20 protein-coding genes and 1 riboswitch are annotated in these 17,466 nt (G+C 61.9%); of the genes, 3 read left to right on the forward strand and 17 right to left on the reverse strand.

Annotated elements, in window-relative coordinates:
- Positions 1-182 precede the first annotated feature (182 nt).
- The 3 genes from rmuC to V6F91_RS01695 all read right to left on the reverse strand — a co-directional run bounded on the left by rmuC (position 183) and on the right by V6F91_RS01695 (position 2,801).
- Positions 183-1,547 (reverse strand): DNA recombination protein RmuC, encoded by a 1,365-nt coding sequence (rmuC, locus tag V6F91_RS01685; protein WP_332762849.1) that lies wholly within the window; start codon positions 1,545-1,547, stop codon positions 183-185.
- 175 nt (positions 1,548-1,722) lie between these two features.
- Entirely contained in the window at positions 1,723-2,046 is a 324-nt protein-coding gene (locus V6F91_RS01690) for a sel1 repeat family protein (RefSeq protein ID WP_332761866.1), read from the reverse strand.
- Between the two features lie 461 nt (positions 2,047-2,507).
- The gene (locus V6F91_RS01695) at positions 2,508-2,801 is read right to left on the reverse strand and encodes a hypothetical protein (protein WP_332761868.1); all 294 of its coding nucleotides are present in this window, start codon (positions 2,799-2,801) and stop codon (positions 2,508-2,510) included.
- A gap of 208 nt (positions 2,802-3,009) precedes the next feature.
- Here V6F91_RS01695 and V6F91_RS01700 point away from each other — a divergent pair, with 208 nt between their 5' ends.
- The 3 genes from V6F91_RS01700 to V6F91_RS01710 all read left to right on the forward strand — a co-directional run bounded on the left by V6F91_RS01700 (position 3,010) and on the right by V6F91_RS01710 (position 5,409).
- Positions 3,010-3,234: a hypothetical protein gene (locus V6F91_RS01700; protein WP_332761870.1), complete on the forward strand. Its 225-nt coding sequence runs from the start codon at positions 3,010-3,012 to the stop codon at positions 3,232-3,234.
- A 274-nt stretch (positions 3,235-3,508) separates the two neighbouring features.
- Positions 3,509-3,991, forward strand: coding sequence for a hypothetical protein (locus V6F91_RS01705; RefSeq protein WP_332761871.1), 483 nt, complete (start codon positions 3,509-3,511; stop codon positions 3,989-3,991).
- A 146-nt stretch (positions 3,992-4,137) separates the two neighbouring features.
- Positions 4,138-5,409, forward strand: a complete 1,272-nt coding sequence (locus V6F91_RS01710) for an OmpP1/FadL family transporter (RefSeq protein ID WP_332761872.1) — start codon at positions 4,138-4,140, stop codon at positions 5,407-5,409.
- Between the two features lie 191 nt (positions 5,410-5,600).
- On the opposite strand, the gene V6F91_RS01715 is transcribed toward V6F91_RS01710, so the two are convergent.
- The 14 genes from V6F91_RS01715 to cobO form a co-directional block, all read right to left on the reverse strand.
- A complete protein-coding gene (locus V6F91_RS01715; protein WP_332761873.1) occupies positions 5,601-6,161 on the reverse strand; it encodes a glutathione peroxidase in 561 nt (186 codons plus the stop codon).
- 54 nt (positions 6,162-6,215) lie between these two features.
- Positions 6,216-6,338, reverse strand: a complete 123-nt coding sequence (locus V6F91_RS01720; RefSeq protein ID WP_332761874.1) for a hypothetical protein — start codon at positions 6,336-6,338, stop codon at positions 6,216-6,218.
- Positions 6,335-7,543 (reverse strand): MFS transporter, encoded by a 1,209-nt coding sequence (locus tag V6F91_RS01725; protein ID WP_332761875.1) that lies wholly within the window; start codon positions 7,541-7,543, stop codon positions 6,335-6,337. Before V6F91_RS01725 ends, V6F91_RS01720 begins: the two co-directional genes overlap by 4 nt.
- 52 nt (positions 7,544-7,595) lie before the next feature.
- On the reverse strand, positions 7,596-8,000 hold the full coding sequence (locus tag V6F91_RS01730) for a MarR family winged helix-turn-helix transcriptional regulator (protein ID WP_208938165.1): 405 nt from the start codon (positions 7,998-8,000) through the stop codon (positions 7,596-7,598).
- A gap of 165 nt (positions 8,001-8,165) precedes the next feature.
- A complete protein-coding gene (locus tag V6F91_RS01735) occupies positions 8,166-8,888 on the reverse strand; it encodes an adenosylcobinamide-GDP ribazoletransferase (protein ID WP_332761878.1) in 723 nt (240 codons plus the stop codon).
- Position 8,889: 1 nt separating this feature from the next.
- On the reverse strand, positions 8,890-9,465 hold the full coding sequence (gene cobC / locus V6F91_RS01740) for an alpha-ribazole phosphatase family protein (protein ID WP_332761879.1): 576 nt from the start codon (positions 9,463-9,465) through the stop codon (positions 8,890-8,892).
- Entirely contained in the window at positions 9,462-10,517 is a 1,056-nt protein-coding gene (gene cobT, locus V6F91_RS01745) for a nicotinate-nucleotide--dimethylbenzimidazole phosphoribosyltransferase (protein ID WP_332761881.1), read from the reverse strand. Before cobT ends, cobC begins: the two co-directional genes overlap by 4 nt.
- Positions 10,514-11,035 (reverse strand): bifunctional adenosylcobinamide kinase/adenosylcobinamide-phosphate guanylyltransferase, encoded by a 522-nt coding sequence (gene cobU, locus V6F91_RS01750; RefSeq protein ID WP_332761883.1) that lies wholly within the window; start codon positions 11,033-11,035, stop codon positions 10,514-10,516. The genes cobT and cobU overlap by 4 nt, the downstream gene beginning before the upstream one ends.
- Before the next feature lie 120 nt (positions 11,036-11,155).
- Positions 11,156-12,607, reverse strand: a complete 1,452-nt coding sequence (locus V6F91_RS01755; RefSeq protein WP_332761884.1) for a cobyric acid synthase — start codon at positions 12,605-12,607, stop codon at positions 11,156-11,158.
- Positions 12,604-13,596 (reverse strand): threonine-phosphate decarboxylase CobD, encoded by a 993-nt coding sequence (cobD, locus tag V6F91_RS01760; RefSeq protein WP_332761885.1) that lies wholly within the window; start codon positions 13,594-13,596, stop codon positions 12,604-12,606. Before cobD ends, V6F91_RS01755 begins: the two co-directional genes overlap by 4 nt.
- On the reverse strand, positions 13,589-14,497 hold the full coding sequence (gene cbiB / locus V6F91_RS01765; RefSeq protein ID WP_332761887.1) for an adenosylcobinamide-phosphate synthase CbiB: 909 nt from the start codon (positions 14,495-14,497) through the stop codon (positions 13,589-13,591). Before cbiB ends, cobD begins: the two co-directional genes overlap by 8 nt.
- Positions 14,494-15,144 (reverse strand): 5,6-dimethylbenzimidazole synthase, encoded by a 651-nt coding sequence (bluB, locus tag V6F91_RS01770; RefSeq protein WP_332761889.1) that lies wholly within the window; start codon positions 15,142-15,144, stop codon positions 14,494-14,496. The genes cbiB and bluB overlap by 4 nt, the downstream gene beginning before the upstream one ends.
- Complete coding sequence (locus V6F91_RS01775; RefSeq protein ID WP_332761890.1) at positions 15,141-16,541, reverse strand: cobyrinate a,c-diamide synthase; 1,401 nt, start codon at positions 16,539-16,541, stop codon at positions 15,141-15,143. Before V6F91_RS01775 ends, bluB begins: the two co-directional genes overlap by 4 nt.
- Entirely contained in the window at positions 16,538-17,149 is a 612-nt protein-coding gene (cobO, locus tag V6F91_RS01780; protein ID WP_332761892.1) for a cob(I)yrinic acid a,c-diamide adenosyltransferase, read from the reverse strand. Before cobO ends, V6F91_RS01775 begins: the two co-directional genes overlap by 4 nt.
- Positions 17,150-17,230: 81 nt before the next feature.
- Positions 17,231-17,454: riboswitch (cobalamin riboswitch) on the reverse strand.
- Positions 17,455-17,466: the final 12 nt, after the last annotated feature.

Below are 17,466 nucleotides of genomic sequence, written 5' to 3' on the forward strand. Positions count from 1 at the left end.
AGCCGCTGCGCCCGGATCGGTCCCGGAGCGAAGGGACCCGAGCCTGCGAGGGCCGGACGCAGGAGCAAAGCCTTTTGGTTCCTTTTTGGCGTTTGAAAAAGGGACTCGCCGTAAGGGCGAAACCGCCAGCCGCAGCCCCCGAAGCAACGGATATACACTCAACAACCGAGCGCGCCAAGCTTCTAGTCAGGCAACTCAACCAGCCCATCAACATCCGTCATCGCCCGCTCCAGCAGATCAGCCGGCAAACTCTTGCTCGCCCGCGCGCCCAGCAACTTCAACTGCTCACTGCGACTGACCAGATTACCGCGCCCCTCGGTCAGCTTGTTACGCGCCGAACTGTAAGCCTTGTCCAACTGCTGCAAGCGATTGCCCACCTCGTCCAGATCCTGAATGAACAACACAAACTTGTCATACAGCCACCCGGCGCGCTCAGCAATTTCCCGGGCATTCTGACTCTGACGCTCCTGCTTCCACAGGCTGTCGATCACCCGCAACGTAGCGAGCAAGGTGGTCGGACTGACAATCACGATATTGCGATCGAAGGCTTCCTGAAACAGCGTCGGTTCGGCCTGCAACGCTGCCGAGAACGCCGCCTCGATCGGCACGAACAGCAAAACGAAATCCAGGCTGTGCAGCCCTTCCAGACGCTTGTAATCCTTGCCGGCCAGGCCCTTGACGTGATTGCGCAGCGAAAGCACGTGCTGCTTGATCGCGATCTGCCCAAGCGTGTCATCGTCGGCGGCCACGTATTGCTGGTAGGCGGTCAGACTGACCTTGGAGTCGACCACCACCTGCTTGTCGCCAGGCAGGTAAATGATCACGTCCGGCTGGAAGCGCTCGCCATCGGGCCCTTTGAGGTTGACCTGGGTCTGATACTCGCGGCCCTTCTCCAGACCGGCGTGTTCAAGCACTCGCTCGAGAATCAGTTCGCCCCAGTTGCCCTGGGTCTTCTGGCCTTTCAGCGCACGGGTGAGATTGGTCGCTTCGTCACTCAGGCGCAGGTTCAGCGCCTGCAAACGCTCGAGCTCCCTGGCCAGCGAAAAGCGCTCACGAGCCTCAGCCTGATAACTCTCCTCGACGCGTTTTTCGAAGGACTGGATGCGTTCCTTCAGCGGATCGAGCAACTGGCCGAGCCGCTGCTGGCTGGTTTCGGCAAAGCGCTGTTCGCGCTCATCGAAGATCTTGCCGGCCAGCTCGGCAAACTGCGCGCGCAATTCATCGCGCGAACCTTGCAGGTCGTTGAGGCGTTGTTGATGGCTTTCCTGTTGCTCACGCAGCTCGGCATTCAGCGACGCTGCTTGCGCATCCAGGCGGCGCAGTTCGGCTTCTTTGTTGGCGCGTTCGAGGTTCCAGGCGTGGGCGGCGTCGCGAGCGTCGTCGCGCTCGATCTGCAGCAGTTCAACTTCGCGACGCAACGCTGCCAGCTCAGCTTGTTTGGCGGCGTTGGCCTGGCCGAGATCAGCGACTTCATCGCGACTGGCCTCGAGCTGCGCATTGAGACCGTCCTGGGCCAGTTGCGCCATGGCCAGCCGTTCTTCCAGCAAGGCCTGCGCGGCTTGCCCGCTGCTCGCCCGGCGTTGCAGCTGCCAGGCAAGAGCCAACAAGGGCAGTCCTGCCGCTGCGAGACCGAGCAATATGCTGGTCAAGTCCATAGCCATAGCGACTCCTGCCGGTCCGATAAAGCCTGAAGGTTAACCAAGGTGTCAGGTCTTGGACAGCTCAGTCTTCGAGCTGGCCGAGTTCCCTTTGTGCACGACGGTCGCCGGCGCGGGCGGCCTGGCGCAGCAGCTCCTGGCCAATGCGTCGATCGCGTGCGTTACCGCACTCGCGGCACATCAGTTGACCGAGGCGGCTTTGCGCCGTGACCACGCCTTCGCGCGCCGGTTGCTTGAGCAGGCGGCCAGCGAGGTGCTTGGCGTTATGGCTGGTGCTCAGGCGCGGGCTGTCGAGCAGCCATTCCGCAACACGTACGGAAAATCGCTTGGGCGGAGTAACAGCAGGAAGGTCTGAGGTAACAGAGTCTGATACTGAGCGAAACTTCATAAAGCACTGTGGGACGAATCGGAAGGCGCGCCACTCTACTCTTTTTTTCTTACAGGTAAAGTCTAAAAACAACCCGGCACGCCCGTGCTAGAGCAAGCGCTCGGGACAATCCACAGAAGCTGTGGATAACTCAGTGGACAACCGTCCTGCAACCCGCGCAAAGCCTTATGGAACGGGGCTCGCAGTCAAACTGACGATTTTTTCACCAACAAAAAAAAGCGATGTTTTTCATTGACTTAAACTTTCGATGCAGGCAGCCACCGGGGTCAGGATGGATATGACAGCGCTGTGACAGCCTGCGCAACTAATGTGCACAAGTACCTGTTACCCGGTTATATCGCTGCGCTTTTTCGGGTCGTTTTGGCTGTTGATCTGCGGATAAGCCGCTTGCCAGCGCGGCTGATCAACGTAACCTCGCCGACCGACGGTCGAAAAATGCCCGTTTACGGGCGGCCACGTTTTCACTCCAGGCAAACCCGGCGCTGGGCTACAATGTTTTTTTCGCCGGCCATTTGCTTTAGCGATATCGATCCGTTACTATCCGCGGCGTTAGTACCAAGCTGAAAGTCAATTCCGGTCGAATACATCCCCATGGTCAGCCTCTCGCAAAGAAGCTCAACCGAAAAAAGCGGGAACGACCCCTCGATGGTTTCCAGGTAAATCTTGCGCCAACACAGCCTTCCACTGATGCGAAGGGTGTTGCGAAGAACACTTACTCTGACCGAACCAACCTGCAGATTGATCAGGATCTTCACCCTGGGCCCAGAACCTCTGCCCTCGTTGTGATGCCTGTCCTCCTAAGTACCTACCTGCCAGCCCAAAGCGCGCCAACTTAATAGCGCTGCAAACTGGCTGCTTTGTTCCAGTCGGGTTCTTCGTTCGATCAATGGTGATCGACGTTACTGGAACGTTTTAACGTTGCACGGTTCTTAACCGTGTCATTTGTAGGAACACCTAATAACTATGTCTACTCAAATCCAGACTCAGGATGCCATTCGCACCCTAACCAACGCTTTTGCCCCCATGAACTGCATGATCATGGCCGCTCGCAAAGGCTGCTTCAGCTTCACCGTGGTCAATGAACACGGGATCGCCCGCCACAGCGAGCGTCTGTACCCCGATCAGTACTCCAGCGCCGAACCGCTGCAGGCCGTGATCGATCGTACTCGTCAGGCGTTGATCGCCTGAGAGCCGAAAAGGCTGCAAAAGCACAAGCCCTGCATGAAAATGCGGGGTTTTTTATTGCCTGATGTTTTTCTTTTTACCCCTCGAGCCTAAGTACCAACGGATATAACGGTTATAACTCGAAGCCGGAAAGAATTTAAAAACAGGCCTTTACGTCGCGAATATGACACTACACTTCAACTCGGGCGACATGATTCGCTCACGGCGAGCCTGAACCGATCCACCGCTGCCAAGCCTTCTTCAGGACTCGCCACCCATTACCAGAACCGAGGGATTTATGGGTATCGCTGCCAGTGAACTGTGTCGATATGTGATTCGCCCCACGCTGATCTATCTGGGCCGTCACTGCGCCACTGCCGAATCACTGTTGCTGGGCATCGCCGCCAGCCAGTCAGCCCTCGGATCCGCCCTGCACGACCGCCGTGGCCACGGGCTCTACCGCATCGCCGAGCAGCGCCATCAAGCGCTGTGGGATGACTACCTGGCGCTCGACCCGGAGCGCGCCAGCCTGGTACGCGGCCTCGCCAGTCAGCATGCGTTTCTCAGCGGTCCACATGTCGAATTGACCGTCAATCTGCGTTACGCCACTGCCATCGCCTGGCTGCTGGTTGAAGAACAGAACCCCACCCTCCCTGCCCCGAACGATCTGTTGGCGATGGCGCGCATCTGGCGTCAGACCTTCCAGCCCCAGGGCCGTTTGCGCGACTTCACGTGCGCGTGGCAAACCTGTGTTTCACCGCTGAATCAGGTCGCCTGCTGACCGAGCGGTTTTGCAAGTTCCCCCAACACGCCGCCATTTTGGTCGGATTGTCCTACAAAACCGCTCTAACTCAAGGCATACGGGCTATAGCGCTGCGGCGAAAATGTTGGTAATTTTCGCCCCGGTGATCACCAGGAGTTCTAATAATGAAAAAAGTCATGCTCAAAACCACCCTTAGCCTCGCCGTTACCCTTGCCTCCACCCAGATTTTCGCGGCGGGTTTCGCCCTTAACGAACAAAGCATTAGCGGGATGGGGACTGGTTTTGCCGGGCGATCTTCTTCTGCCGACGACGCAAGCACTGTTTATGGCAACCCGGCCGGCATGGCGCGCATCAAGCGCGAACAAGTCACCGGCGGCGTAGCCCTGGTCGACGCACATACCGACATCAGCGACGCCAGCTCCCGCCCCAACCGCGGCAGCAACGACGGTGACATGGTGCCTCTCACCGCCGTGCCGATGGGCTTTTATGTCAAGCCGATCGATGATCACTGGGCATTCGGTCTGGGCGTGTACGTGCCGTTCGGCCTGATCACCGATTACGAAAACGGCTTTGCCGGCCGTTACTTCGGCAGCAAGTCCGAAGTACAAGTCATCACCTTCCAGCCAACCGTCAGCTACGCCTTCAACGACAAGGTGTCGATCGGCTTCGGTCCGACCATCAACCGCATCGACGGCTCGCTGGAATCGAACCTGTCGATCACCCAGGCGCTGCCGGACGGCAAGGTCAAGATCAAGGGTGACGACACCGCGCTGGGCTACAACATCGGCGTGCTGGTACAAGCCACCGACACCACCCGCGTGGGCCTGACCTACCACTCCAAAGTCGATTACAAGCTCGAAGGCGACACCAAGGTCAAGTACGGCGCACTGGCGCTGGTGGGCGTTGGCGCCAACCAGAAGTACGACGCTTCGCTGAAGATCACTACACCTGAATCCGTCGATCTGTCGGTCACCCAGGCGATCAATGATCGCTGGAACGTCTACGCCGGTACCACCTGGACCCGCTGGAGCCAACTGGACAAGATCACCGTCAAAAACTCCGGTGTACAACCTCTGCTGGCCGGCCAGTTCGGCTCGATCAACGAAGACCAGAACTGGCACGACACCTGGGCTTACGCTGTGGGCACGTCGTACCAGTTGAACAAGGAATGGGTACTGCGTACCGGTCTGACCTTCGACCAGTCGCCGACCAACAACGAAGACCGCTCGCCTCGTATCCCGACCGGCGATCGGACCATCTTCAGCATCGGTGCCGGCTGGAGCCCGACCGACGACCTGACTATCGACGTTGCCTACTCGTACCTGAAGGAAGAGTCGGTCCATATCCGCAACGAAAACAATCGTGGCCAGAGCTACGACGCCAAGTATGAAAACTCGGCGAACGGTTTCGGTGTCGGCGCGACCTACCGCTTCTGATGCACCGCGGCGAGGCTGATCCCTCGCCCACAAAAAAGCCCCGCTCTCTCGTTAGAGGCGGGGCTTTTTTAATGCCGCAGATCCAAATGTGGGAGCGAGCCTGCTCGCGAAGGCGGTGGATCAGCCAACACAGCTTTTGAATGTCAAACCGCATTCGCGAGCAGGCTCGCTCCCACAGGGTAAAGCGTCAGTCAGTTGGCCAACGGTTTGGAAGCAATCGCCTTCTCGATCGCCGCGATAAATTCCGGATCATCCGGCTTGGTCAGGCTGGAAAAACTGGCGATGACCTTGCCCTGACGATCAACCACGTATTTATAGAAATTCCACTTCGGCGCATTGCTCTGCGCAGCCAGCACCTTGAACAAGTGCGTTGCATCGTCGCCGCGGACCTTTTGCGGTTCGGTCATGTTGAAGGTGACGCCGTAGTTGGCGTAACAGACCTTGGCGGTTTCGGCGCTGTCCCTGGATTCCTGCTTGAAGTCATTGGACGGCACGCCGAGCATTTCCAGGCCCTGCGGCTTGAAACGTTGATTGACCGCTTCAAGGCCTTCGAACTGCGGGGCGAAACCGCAGAAGCTGGCCGTGTTGACCACCACCAGCGGCTTGTCCGCGTACTGTTTGCACAGATCGATGGATTCCTTGGCCCGCAACTTCGGCAGCGAACCTTGAAGCAGCTCCGGGCAATCCGCGGCTTGGGCCAGGCCAGTCATTGCCAGCAACAATGCGGGAACAGCACACCAACGCATCAACATATCGAACATCCTTGAGCAGTTGTCAGGCCTCGACGTTACTCGCCATGCCGGCTTCTAGCAAATGCTCATCCCCAACTGCATCAGGGCCAGACCGCCCTGCTGCCAGCCCCACCACACCAGCGCCAGCAGCGCGGCGCCGAGTGCGGTAATGGCCACTCGTGGCCAGAAGCGATTCATGCGGCGCTCGCTCGAGGTTGCAGGCGCTCGACCGGGCGCTCGCGCACCGGCCAGTTCAGCGCCGCGGCCAGCAGACTGAGAAGAACCGCCACTTGCCAGATCAAGTCATAACTCCCGGTGCGGTCGTACACCACCCCGCCCAGCCAGCCGCCGAGGAACGAGCCAAGCTGATGGAACAGGAACACGATGCCACCGAGCATGGACAGGTTGCGCACGCCGAACAAGGTCGCCACCGTACCGTTGGTCAGCGGCACTGTCGACAGCCATAAAAAGCCCATGGCCATGCCGAACAGATACGCCGACGTCGTGGTGACCGGCAGCCACAGAAACAGCACGATCACCACCGCCCGCAACAGATACAGCCCGGTCAACAAGCGCGGCTTGGACATGCGTCCGCCGAGCCAGCCTGCCGTATAGGTGCCGAATATATTGAACAAGCCGATCAGCGCCAGCACCGTGGTGCCGACCGTCGCCGGCAGGTGCTGGTCGACCAGATAGGCCGGCAGGTGCACACCGATGAACACCACCTGGAAACCACAGACGAAAAAGCCGAACGCCAACAGCCAGAAACCGGAGTGCGAGCAGGCTTCGCGCAGGGCTTCTGACAGGGTTTGCTCATGGCCGAGCACCGGCAATGGCTTGTCCTTGAGCATGCTCACCAGCGGCACGATCATCGCCACCAGCAGGCCCAGCACCAGCAGCGCCGCCGACCAGCCGAGCCAGCCGATCAAACCGAGCGTGCCCGGCAACATCGCGAACTGGCCGAAAGACCCGGCAGCGCTGGCGATACCCATGCCCATGCTGCGTTTCTCTGCCGGCACCGCCCGCCCGACCACACCGAGAATCACCGAGAACGAGGTGCCGGACAGGCCGATGCCGATCAGCAGCCCGGCACTGAGCGACAGCGTCATCGGCGAATCGGACAACCCCATGCAGACCAGCCCGAGCGCATACAGCACGCCGCCGATCAGCACCACTTTCGCCGCGCCAAAACGGTCGGCCAGCGCACCGGTAAACGGCTGCGCGAGACCCCAGATCAGGTTTTGCAGGGCGATGGCGAAAGCGAACACCTCGCGCCCCCAGCCGAACTGCGCGCTCATCGGCGATAGAAACAGACCGAACCCGTGCCGCACGCCCAATGACAACGCCAGGATCAGCGCACTCCCCAGCAACACCCAACCGCACGTACGCCACATCGATGTCATTATTATTCTCCGGTCGCGGGTATATACCCGCTTGAGGGCGGAAAAACCGGCGTCAGGCCAGTTCATCCAGCAATTTGAGCAAGGTCTCGCGTTTTTCCGCGCCTAGCCGATCGATCAAGCGCTCCTGCGCCGCTTCCCAGGCTGGCAATGCTGCCGCCAGGCGCTGCACACCGTTTTCGGTGAGTCGGACGATGCGGTTGCGCATGTCCTCACCTTCGGCCAGCGCCACCAGCCCCTCGCCTTCGAGCACCCGCAAGTTGCGCCCGAGGGTGCTGCGGTCCAGGCCCATCGCTTCGGCCAGTTCGGAAATGCTCGGTTGCTCCAGACGCTGCAGATTGCACAGCAGAGAATACTGGGCAACGTTGATTCCGAAGCCGTCGAGGGCGCCGTCGTAATGCCTGCTGACGCCACGCGCGGCGCGACGCAGGTTGATGCACAAACACTGAGAAGGAAGCATGGTGCGTGTATATACCCGCGACTGTGTTAAATCAAGTTACAGATGAGTTTCCATAACATTCGTGGTGTCATCTTCTCGAGCAGGCTCGCTCCCACAGGGGAAACGCATTTCAAATGTGGGAGCGAGCCTGCTCGCGAAGGGGCCGGCACAACCGAGGCGAAAACCTCAGACCAACGCCAGCCCAACCAACACCCCCATCTCGAGCAATTCCAGCAACGCCCCCGCCGTATCCCCGGTCGTCCCGCCCAACCGGCGCATCATCACCTGACGCAGCCAGACAAACATGACGACGGAAATCACCACCGCAACGATCCCGGCGATCAACGCGCAACCCAGTGCGCTCACGCCCAGCACCCACCAGCCAGCCCTGCGCGGCAGATGATCAGCCAACGCCTGCCCCAAGCCACCGGCACGCACATACGGCGTGGTCAGAAACAACCCCAACAACGCCGCCCGGCCAAGCACCGGCACGATGATCAACACCTGCCCCTGCCCTTGCTTGATTAGCGCCAGCAACGCGGCAAACTTGAGCAGCAACACCAGCAACAGCGTCACCACGGCAATCGGCCCGCTGCGCGGGTCTTTCATGATGGTCAGCGTGCGCTCGCGATCACCGAAACCGCCGAGCCAGGCGTCGGCGCTGTCGGCCAGGCCATCGAGGTGCAGCGCACCGCTGAGCAGCACCCACACCGTCAACAACAGTGCCCCATGCAAAAACAACGGGGCCCCGGCCAACAGCAGATTCAAACCCCAGAGGATCAAGCCAAACAGCAACCCCACCAACGGATAAAACAGCAATGAGCGACCGAGCTGTTCCGGCTCGGGCATTCCCGGCAGCCGAATCGGCAGGCTGCTGAGAAACTGCAGGGCGATCCACAGCGGCAACATCTCAGTGACCTTCCTTGAGCGTGCCGTCGTCCGCGACGGTCAGCGCAAACAACGATCCGTGGCCAACCTCGACATTCAGCAGTTGCTCACGAGGCAAACCGCGCGCCCGCGCCAGCAACAAGCGCATGACGCCGCCATGACTGACCAGCAGAACCCGCTCGCCTGTGTACGCCGCGTGCATACGCTCAATGGCCGCCAGCACCCGCACGGAAAAATCGCTGACCGCCTCTCCATCTGGTGGCGTAAATGCATACGGATCAGCCCAGAACAGTCCCAACCCCTCGGCGTCAGTTTCCATCAGCGCCGCCGCGCTCTGCCCTTCCCAGGCGCCAAAATGCAGCTCTTGCAGATGTTTATCCAGGTGCACGCTGAGGTTCATTCGTTCGCCCAATTCGGCGGCGAACCGCGCGCAACGCTGCAACGGCGAACTGACAATCCGGTCCCACGGTCCGCCCGCGACCACCGCCGCGCGCATTTGCGCCCAGCCCTGTTCGGTCAGCGCATCATCGAGGCTGCCGCGCAGGCCGCCGCCCAGTTCGGTTTCGCCGTGACGCAACAGATGCAGATGCAAGGTCATGCCGGACGATCCGCCACTGCCGCTTCGGCGAACGTCGCCATGTGCCCGTGCAGGTCGCAGGCCAGGCGCAACAGCGGCACCGCCAGCGCCGCGCCACTGCCCTCGCCCAAGCGCAGACCGAGTTCCAGCATCGGCTCGGCCTGCAGCGTTTCGAGAACATGGCGATGGCCCGGCTCGGCACCGCGATGGCCGAACAGCAGCCACTTGCGGCAGGACGGATTCAGGCGCACCGCGACCAGCGCCGCGACTGTGCAGATAAACCCGTCCACCAGCACCGCAACACCCTCCTGGGCCGCCGCCAGATAGGCGCCGACCAGCGCGGCGATTTCAAAACCACCGAGGTTGAACAGCGTCTGCAAGGCATCGCCACGCTGTGCAGCATGTAACGCCAGGGCGCGTTCGATCACCTGCGCTTTATGGCTGACGCCTTCGGTATTCAGCCCGGTGCCGGGACCGGTCAGGTGCGCGACCGGGCAATCGAGCAAGGCACAGGCCAGGGCGCTGGCCGCCGTGGTGTTGCCGATGCCCATTTCGCCGCCGATGAACAACTGCGCGCCCGCTGCTTTCGCGCGCAACAGGCTTTCACGCCCGGCCTGCAAGGCCCGCTCGCCTTGGGCTTGGGTCATTGCTGCGCCGTGGACGAAGTTCGCCGTGCCCGCGCCGATGTTCAGATGGCGCACGCCGGGCAGATTCAGCGCCGGATTCACTGTGCCCAGATCGACCACTTCCAGCTGCGCGCCGAGCTGTCGCGCCAGCACGCTGATCGCCGCGCCGCCGCTGACGAAGTTGAGCAGCATCTGCCCGGTGACCTCCTGCGGGAACGCCGAAACACCCTCGGCGACGACACCGTGATCGCCGGCAAAAATAGCAATCCAGATCTGCTCCAACGTCGGCTTGACCTGCCCTTGCAGGCCGGCCAGTTGCACCGCGACGGCTTCCAGCCGACCGAGCGAACCGGCCGGTTTGGTCAATTGCTGCTGCCGCGCCGCCGCTTGTTCAACGGCGTTGTTGTCGACCGATTGGCACGGGTTGAGCCACCAGGTTTGAGTCATAACGCAGGTCCTTTCAAAGTCAGGGGCAGGCCGGCGACGGTCAGGACAACACGCTGACAACGCTCGGCCAGAGCTTGATGCAGCCAACCGGCTTCATCGACATAGCGGCGAGTCAATTCGCCCAGCGGCACGACACCCATTCCGGTCTCGTTGCTGACAAAAATGATTTCACCTGGCAGCAATGCCAGGCAATCGAGCAGGGCCTCACGCTCGGCGACGAGGCGATCGGCGTCCTCGAGCATCAGCAGATTGGTCAGCCACAGAGTCAGGCAATCAACCAACAAGCAACGCTCGGCGCTGGCGGATTCGCGCAGTACGCGGGCCAGTTCGAGCGGTTCTTCGATGAGTGCCCATTCAGCCGGACGGCGAGCGCGGTGGTGAGCGACGCGCGCGTTCATCTCGCCATCGAGCGCTTGGCTGGTGGCGATGTAGGTCACCGCCAGATGGCTGTCGCTGGCAATTTTTTCCGCCAGGCGACTTTTGCCGGAACGGGCGCCGCCGAGGATCAGTTGGAGCATGGTTTTTCTCAACAACAGGTAGTGAAACGACCGGCGCCTTCGCGAGCAGGCTCGCTCCCACAGGGGAATGCGATCAACTGTGGGAGCGAGCCTGCTCGCGAAGAGGCCAGCCCCGACAAATCAAATGCCGCAGAGCTCACGCAACAGCCCGGTATCCAGATGCCGCTCCACCAGATCCGCCAGTCGCTCGATATCGCGCTCGCGCAGGCCGTGGTAATCCACCGTTTGCACATCGTTCAACCCGGCCCAGCGCAGCATCGCCACACAAGCCTGGGGCGATTCGAACAAGCCATGCAGATAGGTGCCGAACACTTGACCGTCCTCACTCTGCGCGCCATCGCGACGACCGTCATCAAGCAACACTGCTGCGTTCTCCAGCGCCGGCCCGCGGGTGACGCCAGCATGGATTTCATAACCACTGACTTGCGCATCTTCCAGCGCCAGCCGCCCGCGTACGTTGCGCAGTTGCTTCTCGGCTTCGAGCGTCGTTTCAAACGCGAGCAAGCCCAGCCCGGCGCTGGAACCTGCGGCTCCTTCCAGACCCAACGGATCATGGACCTGCTCGCCGAGCATCTGCAGGCCACCGCAAATGCCTAGTACTTTGCCGCCGTAGCGCAAATGCCGGTTGATCGCCACGTCCCAGCCGTTGGCACGCAGATACGCAAGGTCGCTACGCACGCTTTTCGAGCCGGGCAGGATGATCAAGTCCGCAGGCGGAATCGCCTGTCCCGGCCCGACAAACTGCAGATCGACCTGCGGATGCAAACGCAGCGGATCGAAATCGGTGTGGTTGCTGATGCGTGGTAGCACCGGTACCACGACTTTCAGCACCTGCTCAGCTTTGGCGGTCTGGCGCTGGTCGATGCCGTCCTCGGCCTCGAGGTGCAAATCCATCACGTAGGGCAACACGCCGACCACTGGCTTGCCGGTGCGCTGTTCCAGCCAGTCGAGGCCCGGTTGCAACAAAGCAATGTCACCGCGAAAACGGTTGATGATGAAGCCCTTGACCCGCGCCTGCTCGCTCGGCGACAGCAACTCCAGAGTGCCGACCAGATGAGCGAAAACCCCGCCGCGATTGATGTCGGCGATCAACAGCACCGGGCAATCCACCGCTTCGGCAAAACCCATGTTGGCGATGTCACCGGCTCGCAGGTTGATCTCCGCGGGTGAGCCCGCGCCCTCGACCATCACCAATTGATAGGCGGCGCTGAGGCGTTCGTGCGAAGCCAGCACCGCTTGCATGGCGATGGCTTTGTAGTCGTGATAGGCGACGGCGTTCATCGTCGTCACCGCGCGCCCGTGAATGATCACTTGCGCACCTGTGTCGCTGTTGGGCTTGAGCAGTACAGGGTTCATGTCGGTGTGCGGTTCAAGATGAGCGGCTTGCGCCTGCACCGCTTGCGCCCGACCGATCTCGCCGCCGTCAGCGGTCACGGCACTGTTGAGGGCCATGTTCTGCGGTTTGAACGGCACCACCGCGACGCCCTGACGGGTCGCCCAGCGGCACAGCGCCGTCACCAGCGTACTTTTACCGGCATCCGACGTGGTGCCCTGCACCATCAGCGTGGTCATGGGTATTCCTTACGGTAGGCGTCAAAGGCTTGTGCGAGTCGTAGCTCATCGGCGGCATCGCCGGGCAGCCCGAAACGCAGACTGCTGTTGTGGGTGAACAGGCGCAGGAGGATGCCGCGCCGGGCCATGAAATCGTGCAGCGTTTGCGCGTGTTCAGTGATCAGCCACTGAAACAGCGCGCAGCCGCCCTGTGGTTTGAAGCCGTAGCGCTCAAGCAGCGTCGCCAGCCGTTCGCTGGCTTCATCGCTGCGAATCCGTTGGCGTGTGTGATGTTCGGTGTCTTGCAGACACGCCTGACCAAGCACCCGCGTCGGCCCGCTGACCGCCCAGGGTCCGACCTGTTCGGCGAGCAATTTGAGCAACTTGCGCTCAGCCAGCACGAAGCCCAAACGCACCCCGGCCAGACCGAAAAACTTGCCGAACGAGCGCAACACGATCAGGCCGATGAGATGGCTATGCGCGGCCAGGCTCAAGTGTGGCGTGTTGTCCATGAACGCTTCGTCGACCACCAGCCAGCCGCCGCGCTGGGCCAGCCGCGCGTGCCAGTCGAGCAGGCGCGCCGGGGTCAGGTTGAGGCCGGTCGGGTTGTTCGGGTTGACCACCACCAGCACGTCGAGGCTGTCGAGAAAGAACTCGACTTCCTGCTCCAGCACTTCCCGGACGATATAACCACTGCGCCGCCACGCCTCGGCGTGTTCGGCATAGCACGGTGACAACACGCCGACCTTGCCGGCACGGCGCAAGCGCGGCAGCAGCTGGATGGCCATCTGCGAACCGGCCACCGGCAGCACTTGCGCGGCGCCGTAGTACTCGCACGCTGCCTGCTCCAGGCCGTCATCGGTTTCCGGCAAGCGTGCCCAGGCGCGCAAGGGGATTTCCGGGATCGGAAAAGGCCACGGCGCCAGACCGCTGGACAGGTCCAGCCAGTCGGCTTCGGCAATGCCGTAATCGTGTGCAGCCTTGCGCAGCCGGCCACCGTGCTCAAGCATAGAATTCAGCCCCCATGCAAAGAATCAGCAGCCATAACCATACCCCGCGCTGGACCAATTGCCAGCCGCGCTCGATGGAATCGGCGTCGGCGGGGACGCCTTCACCGAGCTGCGGGCGCTCGTGCAGTTCGCCGTGGTAGATCGCCGGCCCGCCCAGCTCGACGCCCAGCGCACCGGCACCCGCCGCCATCACCGGGCCGGCGTTGGGGCTGTCCCATTGCGGCGCCTGATTACGCCAGCATTTCAACGCGACCCGGGTTTTGCCAAGCAGCGCGTAGGTCAGCGCCACCAGCCGTGCAGGAATGTAGTTCAACACGTCGTCGATTTTCGCCGCCGCCCAGCCGAAGCGTTCGAAGCGTTCGTTGCGATAGCCCCACATCGCATCCAGCGTGTTGCTCAAGCGATAGAGCACCACGCCCGGCGCACCGGCGACGACAAACCAGAACAGCGCAGCAAATACCGCATCGCTGCCGTTTTCCAGCACCGATTCGGTGGCGGCGCGGGCCACGGCGTTGTTGTCGAGTTCGTCGGTCTGGCGACTGACCAGATAGCCGACGCGAGTGCGCGCTTCGGCCAGATCATCAGCGCGCAACGCCGCTGCCACCGGGGCGACATGCTCGCCGAGGCTGCGCATGCCGAGGGCGCAATACAGCGCGAGAATTTCGACGATCCAGCCGACATAAGGCGCCCAGGAAAACGCCGTGGCGAGCAGCGTCAGCGGCAGCACCGCGATCACCCATGCGGTCACGCCATGGCTGCGCCAGCCGCGACCACCGGCGTTGAAACGTTGCTCGATGCGCCCGGCAAAATTGCCGAAGGCCACCAGCGGATGCCAGCGTTTCGGTTCACCGAGCAGCGCATCCAGCGCCACCGCGGCGACACTCAACAACGCCACACTCATTGACTCACTCCCCAATAATTTTCATACAGCAATTCGTTCAGCGGCCGCGCCTGCGCCCAGCCTTCGAGCACCAGCATCGGCGCCGGGTAGAATTCCTTGACCGGGCCCAGGCACAGCACGGCCAGCGGCTTGGCATCCGACGGCAACTGCAGCAGATCCGCCAGCGCCTGCGGCTCGAACAGCGACACCCAGCCCATACCTAATCCCTCGGCACGGGACGCCAGCCACAGATTCTGAATAGCGCAAGACAGCGAAGCCATGTCCATTTCCGGCAGCGTGCGCCGGCCGAAGATGTGCTTTTCGCGATCGTCCATCAGCGCCGCGACCAGTACTTCGGCGCAGTCATTGATGCCCTCGACCTTGAGTTTCATGAACTCGTCGCTGCGCTCGCCAAGGGCCTCGGCGGTGCGCACGCGTTCTGCTTCCACCAGATGCTGAATCTGCCCGCGCAGGGTTCGGTCGCTGATGCGGATGAAGCGCCAGGGCTGCATCAGGCCGACGCTCGGCGCTTGATGGGCGGCTTCGAGCAAACGCCGCAACAGTTGCGGTTCGACGGTGCCGCCGCTGAAGTGGCGCATGTCGCGGCGTTCGGCGATGGCACGGTAAACCGCTTCGCGCTCGGCCTCAGAGAATGTTTTGTCGGTCATGGCCCTTTCGCGAGCAGGCTCGCTCCCACAGGGGATTGCAGTGTTTCAGTCATCACCGTTTCAACTGGGGGAGCGAGCCTGCTCGCGAAGGCGGTCTCAGGTTCAGGTACAAACAGCGCGGCAATCGCAGCAGGATTCGACGGAAAATAAAAATGCACATAAGAAGCCGTCATCCGCCCTTGCCGATAGACCGCCTCGGCCCCGCGCCCGCCATTGGGGCTCAGCCCACGGGCAATCGGCGTCAGTTCGGTGGTCGTCAGCGAATGGTGATACGTGTGGCCGCGCAACGATCCTTCCGGCAGATCGACCGCCTGCAGCGCCAGTGCCGCCAGACGCTTTTGCATCACCGCCTCGCCCTGCAACAGCCCGACCAGTTCAGCGCGGGTGCCTTCGACATCGGTCAGCGAATCGAGCAGATAAAGCATGCCGCCACATTCGGCCAGCAGTGGTTTGCCCGCCGCGTGGTGTGCACGGATCGCCTCAAGCATCGCAGTGTTCTGTGCCAGTGCAACGTGGTGCAACTCTGGGTAGCCGCCCGGCAGATACAGGCTGTCCGCTTCAGGCAATTGCGTGTCGCGGATCGGCGAGAAGAAGCTCAGCTCGGCGCCCATCGCCCGCAACAGATCGAGACTTGCGCCATAGGTGAAGGCGAACGCTTCGTCGCGGGCAATGGCAATCCGCACGCCTTGCAACAGCGGCTCGACAGCGATGACATCCGGCGCGGCAAATTCAACGGCCGGCGGCAGCGCCACTTCACAACTGCTGGCCAGTGCATCGGCGGCAGCGTCGAGGCGCAGGTCCAGATCATTCAGTTCGCTGGCCTGTACCAAGCCGAGATGGCGGCTCGGCAGCTCGATGCCGGTCTCACGCGACAACGCGCCGTACCAGCGCAGACCCTCGGTGAGACTGCCTTCAAGCAACTGCGCATGGCGCAAGGTGCCGACGCGGTTGGCCAGCACTCCGGCGAACGGCAGGTCCGGCTGATATTTCGCCAGGCCCAGCGCCAACGCACCGAACGTCTGCGCCATGGCGGTGCCGTCGATCACCCCGAGCACCGGCACGCCAAAGTGTCGCGCCAGGTCAGCGCTCGAAGGTGTGCCGTCAAACAGGCCCATCACGCCTTCGATCAGAATCAGATCCGCCTCAGCGGCGGCTTCCCACAACAAGCGACGGCTTTCCTGCTCGCCGACCATCCACATGTCCAGTTGATAGACCGGCGCACCGCTGGCTCGTTCGAGGATCATCGGGTCGAGGAAGTCCGGCCCGCATTTGAACACGCGGACCTTGCGTCCCTGATTGCGATGCAAACGGGCGAGCGCGGCGGTTACAGTGGTCTTGCCCTGGCCGGAAGCCGGCGCGGCGATCAGGACCGCCGGGCAGTGACGGGGCTGATTCAAAGTTCGACGCCTTTCTGCGCTTTGATGCCGGCCTGGAAGGCGTGTTTGAGCATGCCCATTTCCGTGACCGTGTCGCCCATCTCGAGCATTTCCGGCTTGGCGCCGCGACCGGTAACCACCACATGCTGCATCGGCGGCCGCGCCTGCAAATCGCTGAGCACCTGATCGAGATCCAGATAACCGTGCTTGAGGGCGATGTTCAATTCATCGAGCACCACCAGCCCGATCGATGGATCGCGCAGCAGCGCGCGAGACACTTCCCACGCCGCCGTGGCGGCGGCGATGTCGCGCTGACGGTCCTGGGTTTCCCAAGTGAAACCTTCGCCCATCACATGGAAGCGCACTTGCTCGGGGAAGCGGCGGAAGAACAACTCCTCGCCCGTGCTGTTGCGACCCTTGATGAACTGCACCACGCCGCACTGCATGCCGTGGCCCATGGCGCGGGCGAGCATGCCGAAGGCCGAGCTGCTTTTGCCTTTGCCGTTGCCGGTCAGCACCAGCACCAGGCCGCACTCGTCGGGCGAATTGGCGATGCGTTCATCGATCACGGCTTTTTTGCGCTGCATGCGCGCCAGATGGCGTTCGTCGCGCTCGGGGGAATCGGTCATGGGGGAGCTCTCCGTTGAGACGGGTAAACGGCGGGCAGGCACAAGAATAGACGGCAAAAAGCCTGGCATCGCCCACCGTGATGCCGCTGGATGGATCAGGCCGGTCTCCGGGCTCATGAGCGGCGTTGGCCAGACTGCGCGCCTTCCCGCTGTTGAGCAGTGGCATTGAACGCAGTGTTCACTCATTTACCGTTGCGGGGGCAGCGCCGGGATCGTCGTGGCTTCGCGTGAAGACCACCCTCACCGGCTTCCCTGTTTCACTCTGTCGACGCAGGTCACAGAGCACCTGAAACAAGCGGCGAAGGTTAGAGGGTTGG

Source organism: Pseudomonas koreensis (genome assembly GCF_036668835.1).
GTDB lineage: Bacteria > Pseudomonadota > Gammaproteobacteria > Pseudomonadales > Pseudomonadaceae > Aquipseudomonas > Aquipseudomonas koreensis_I.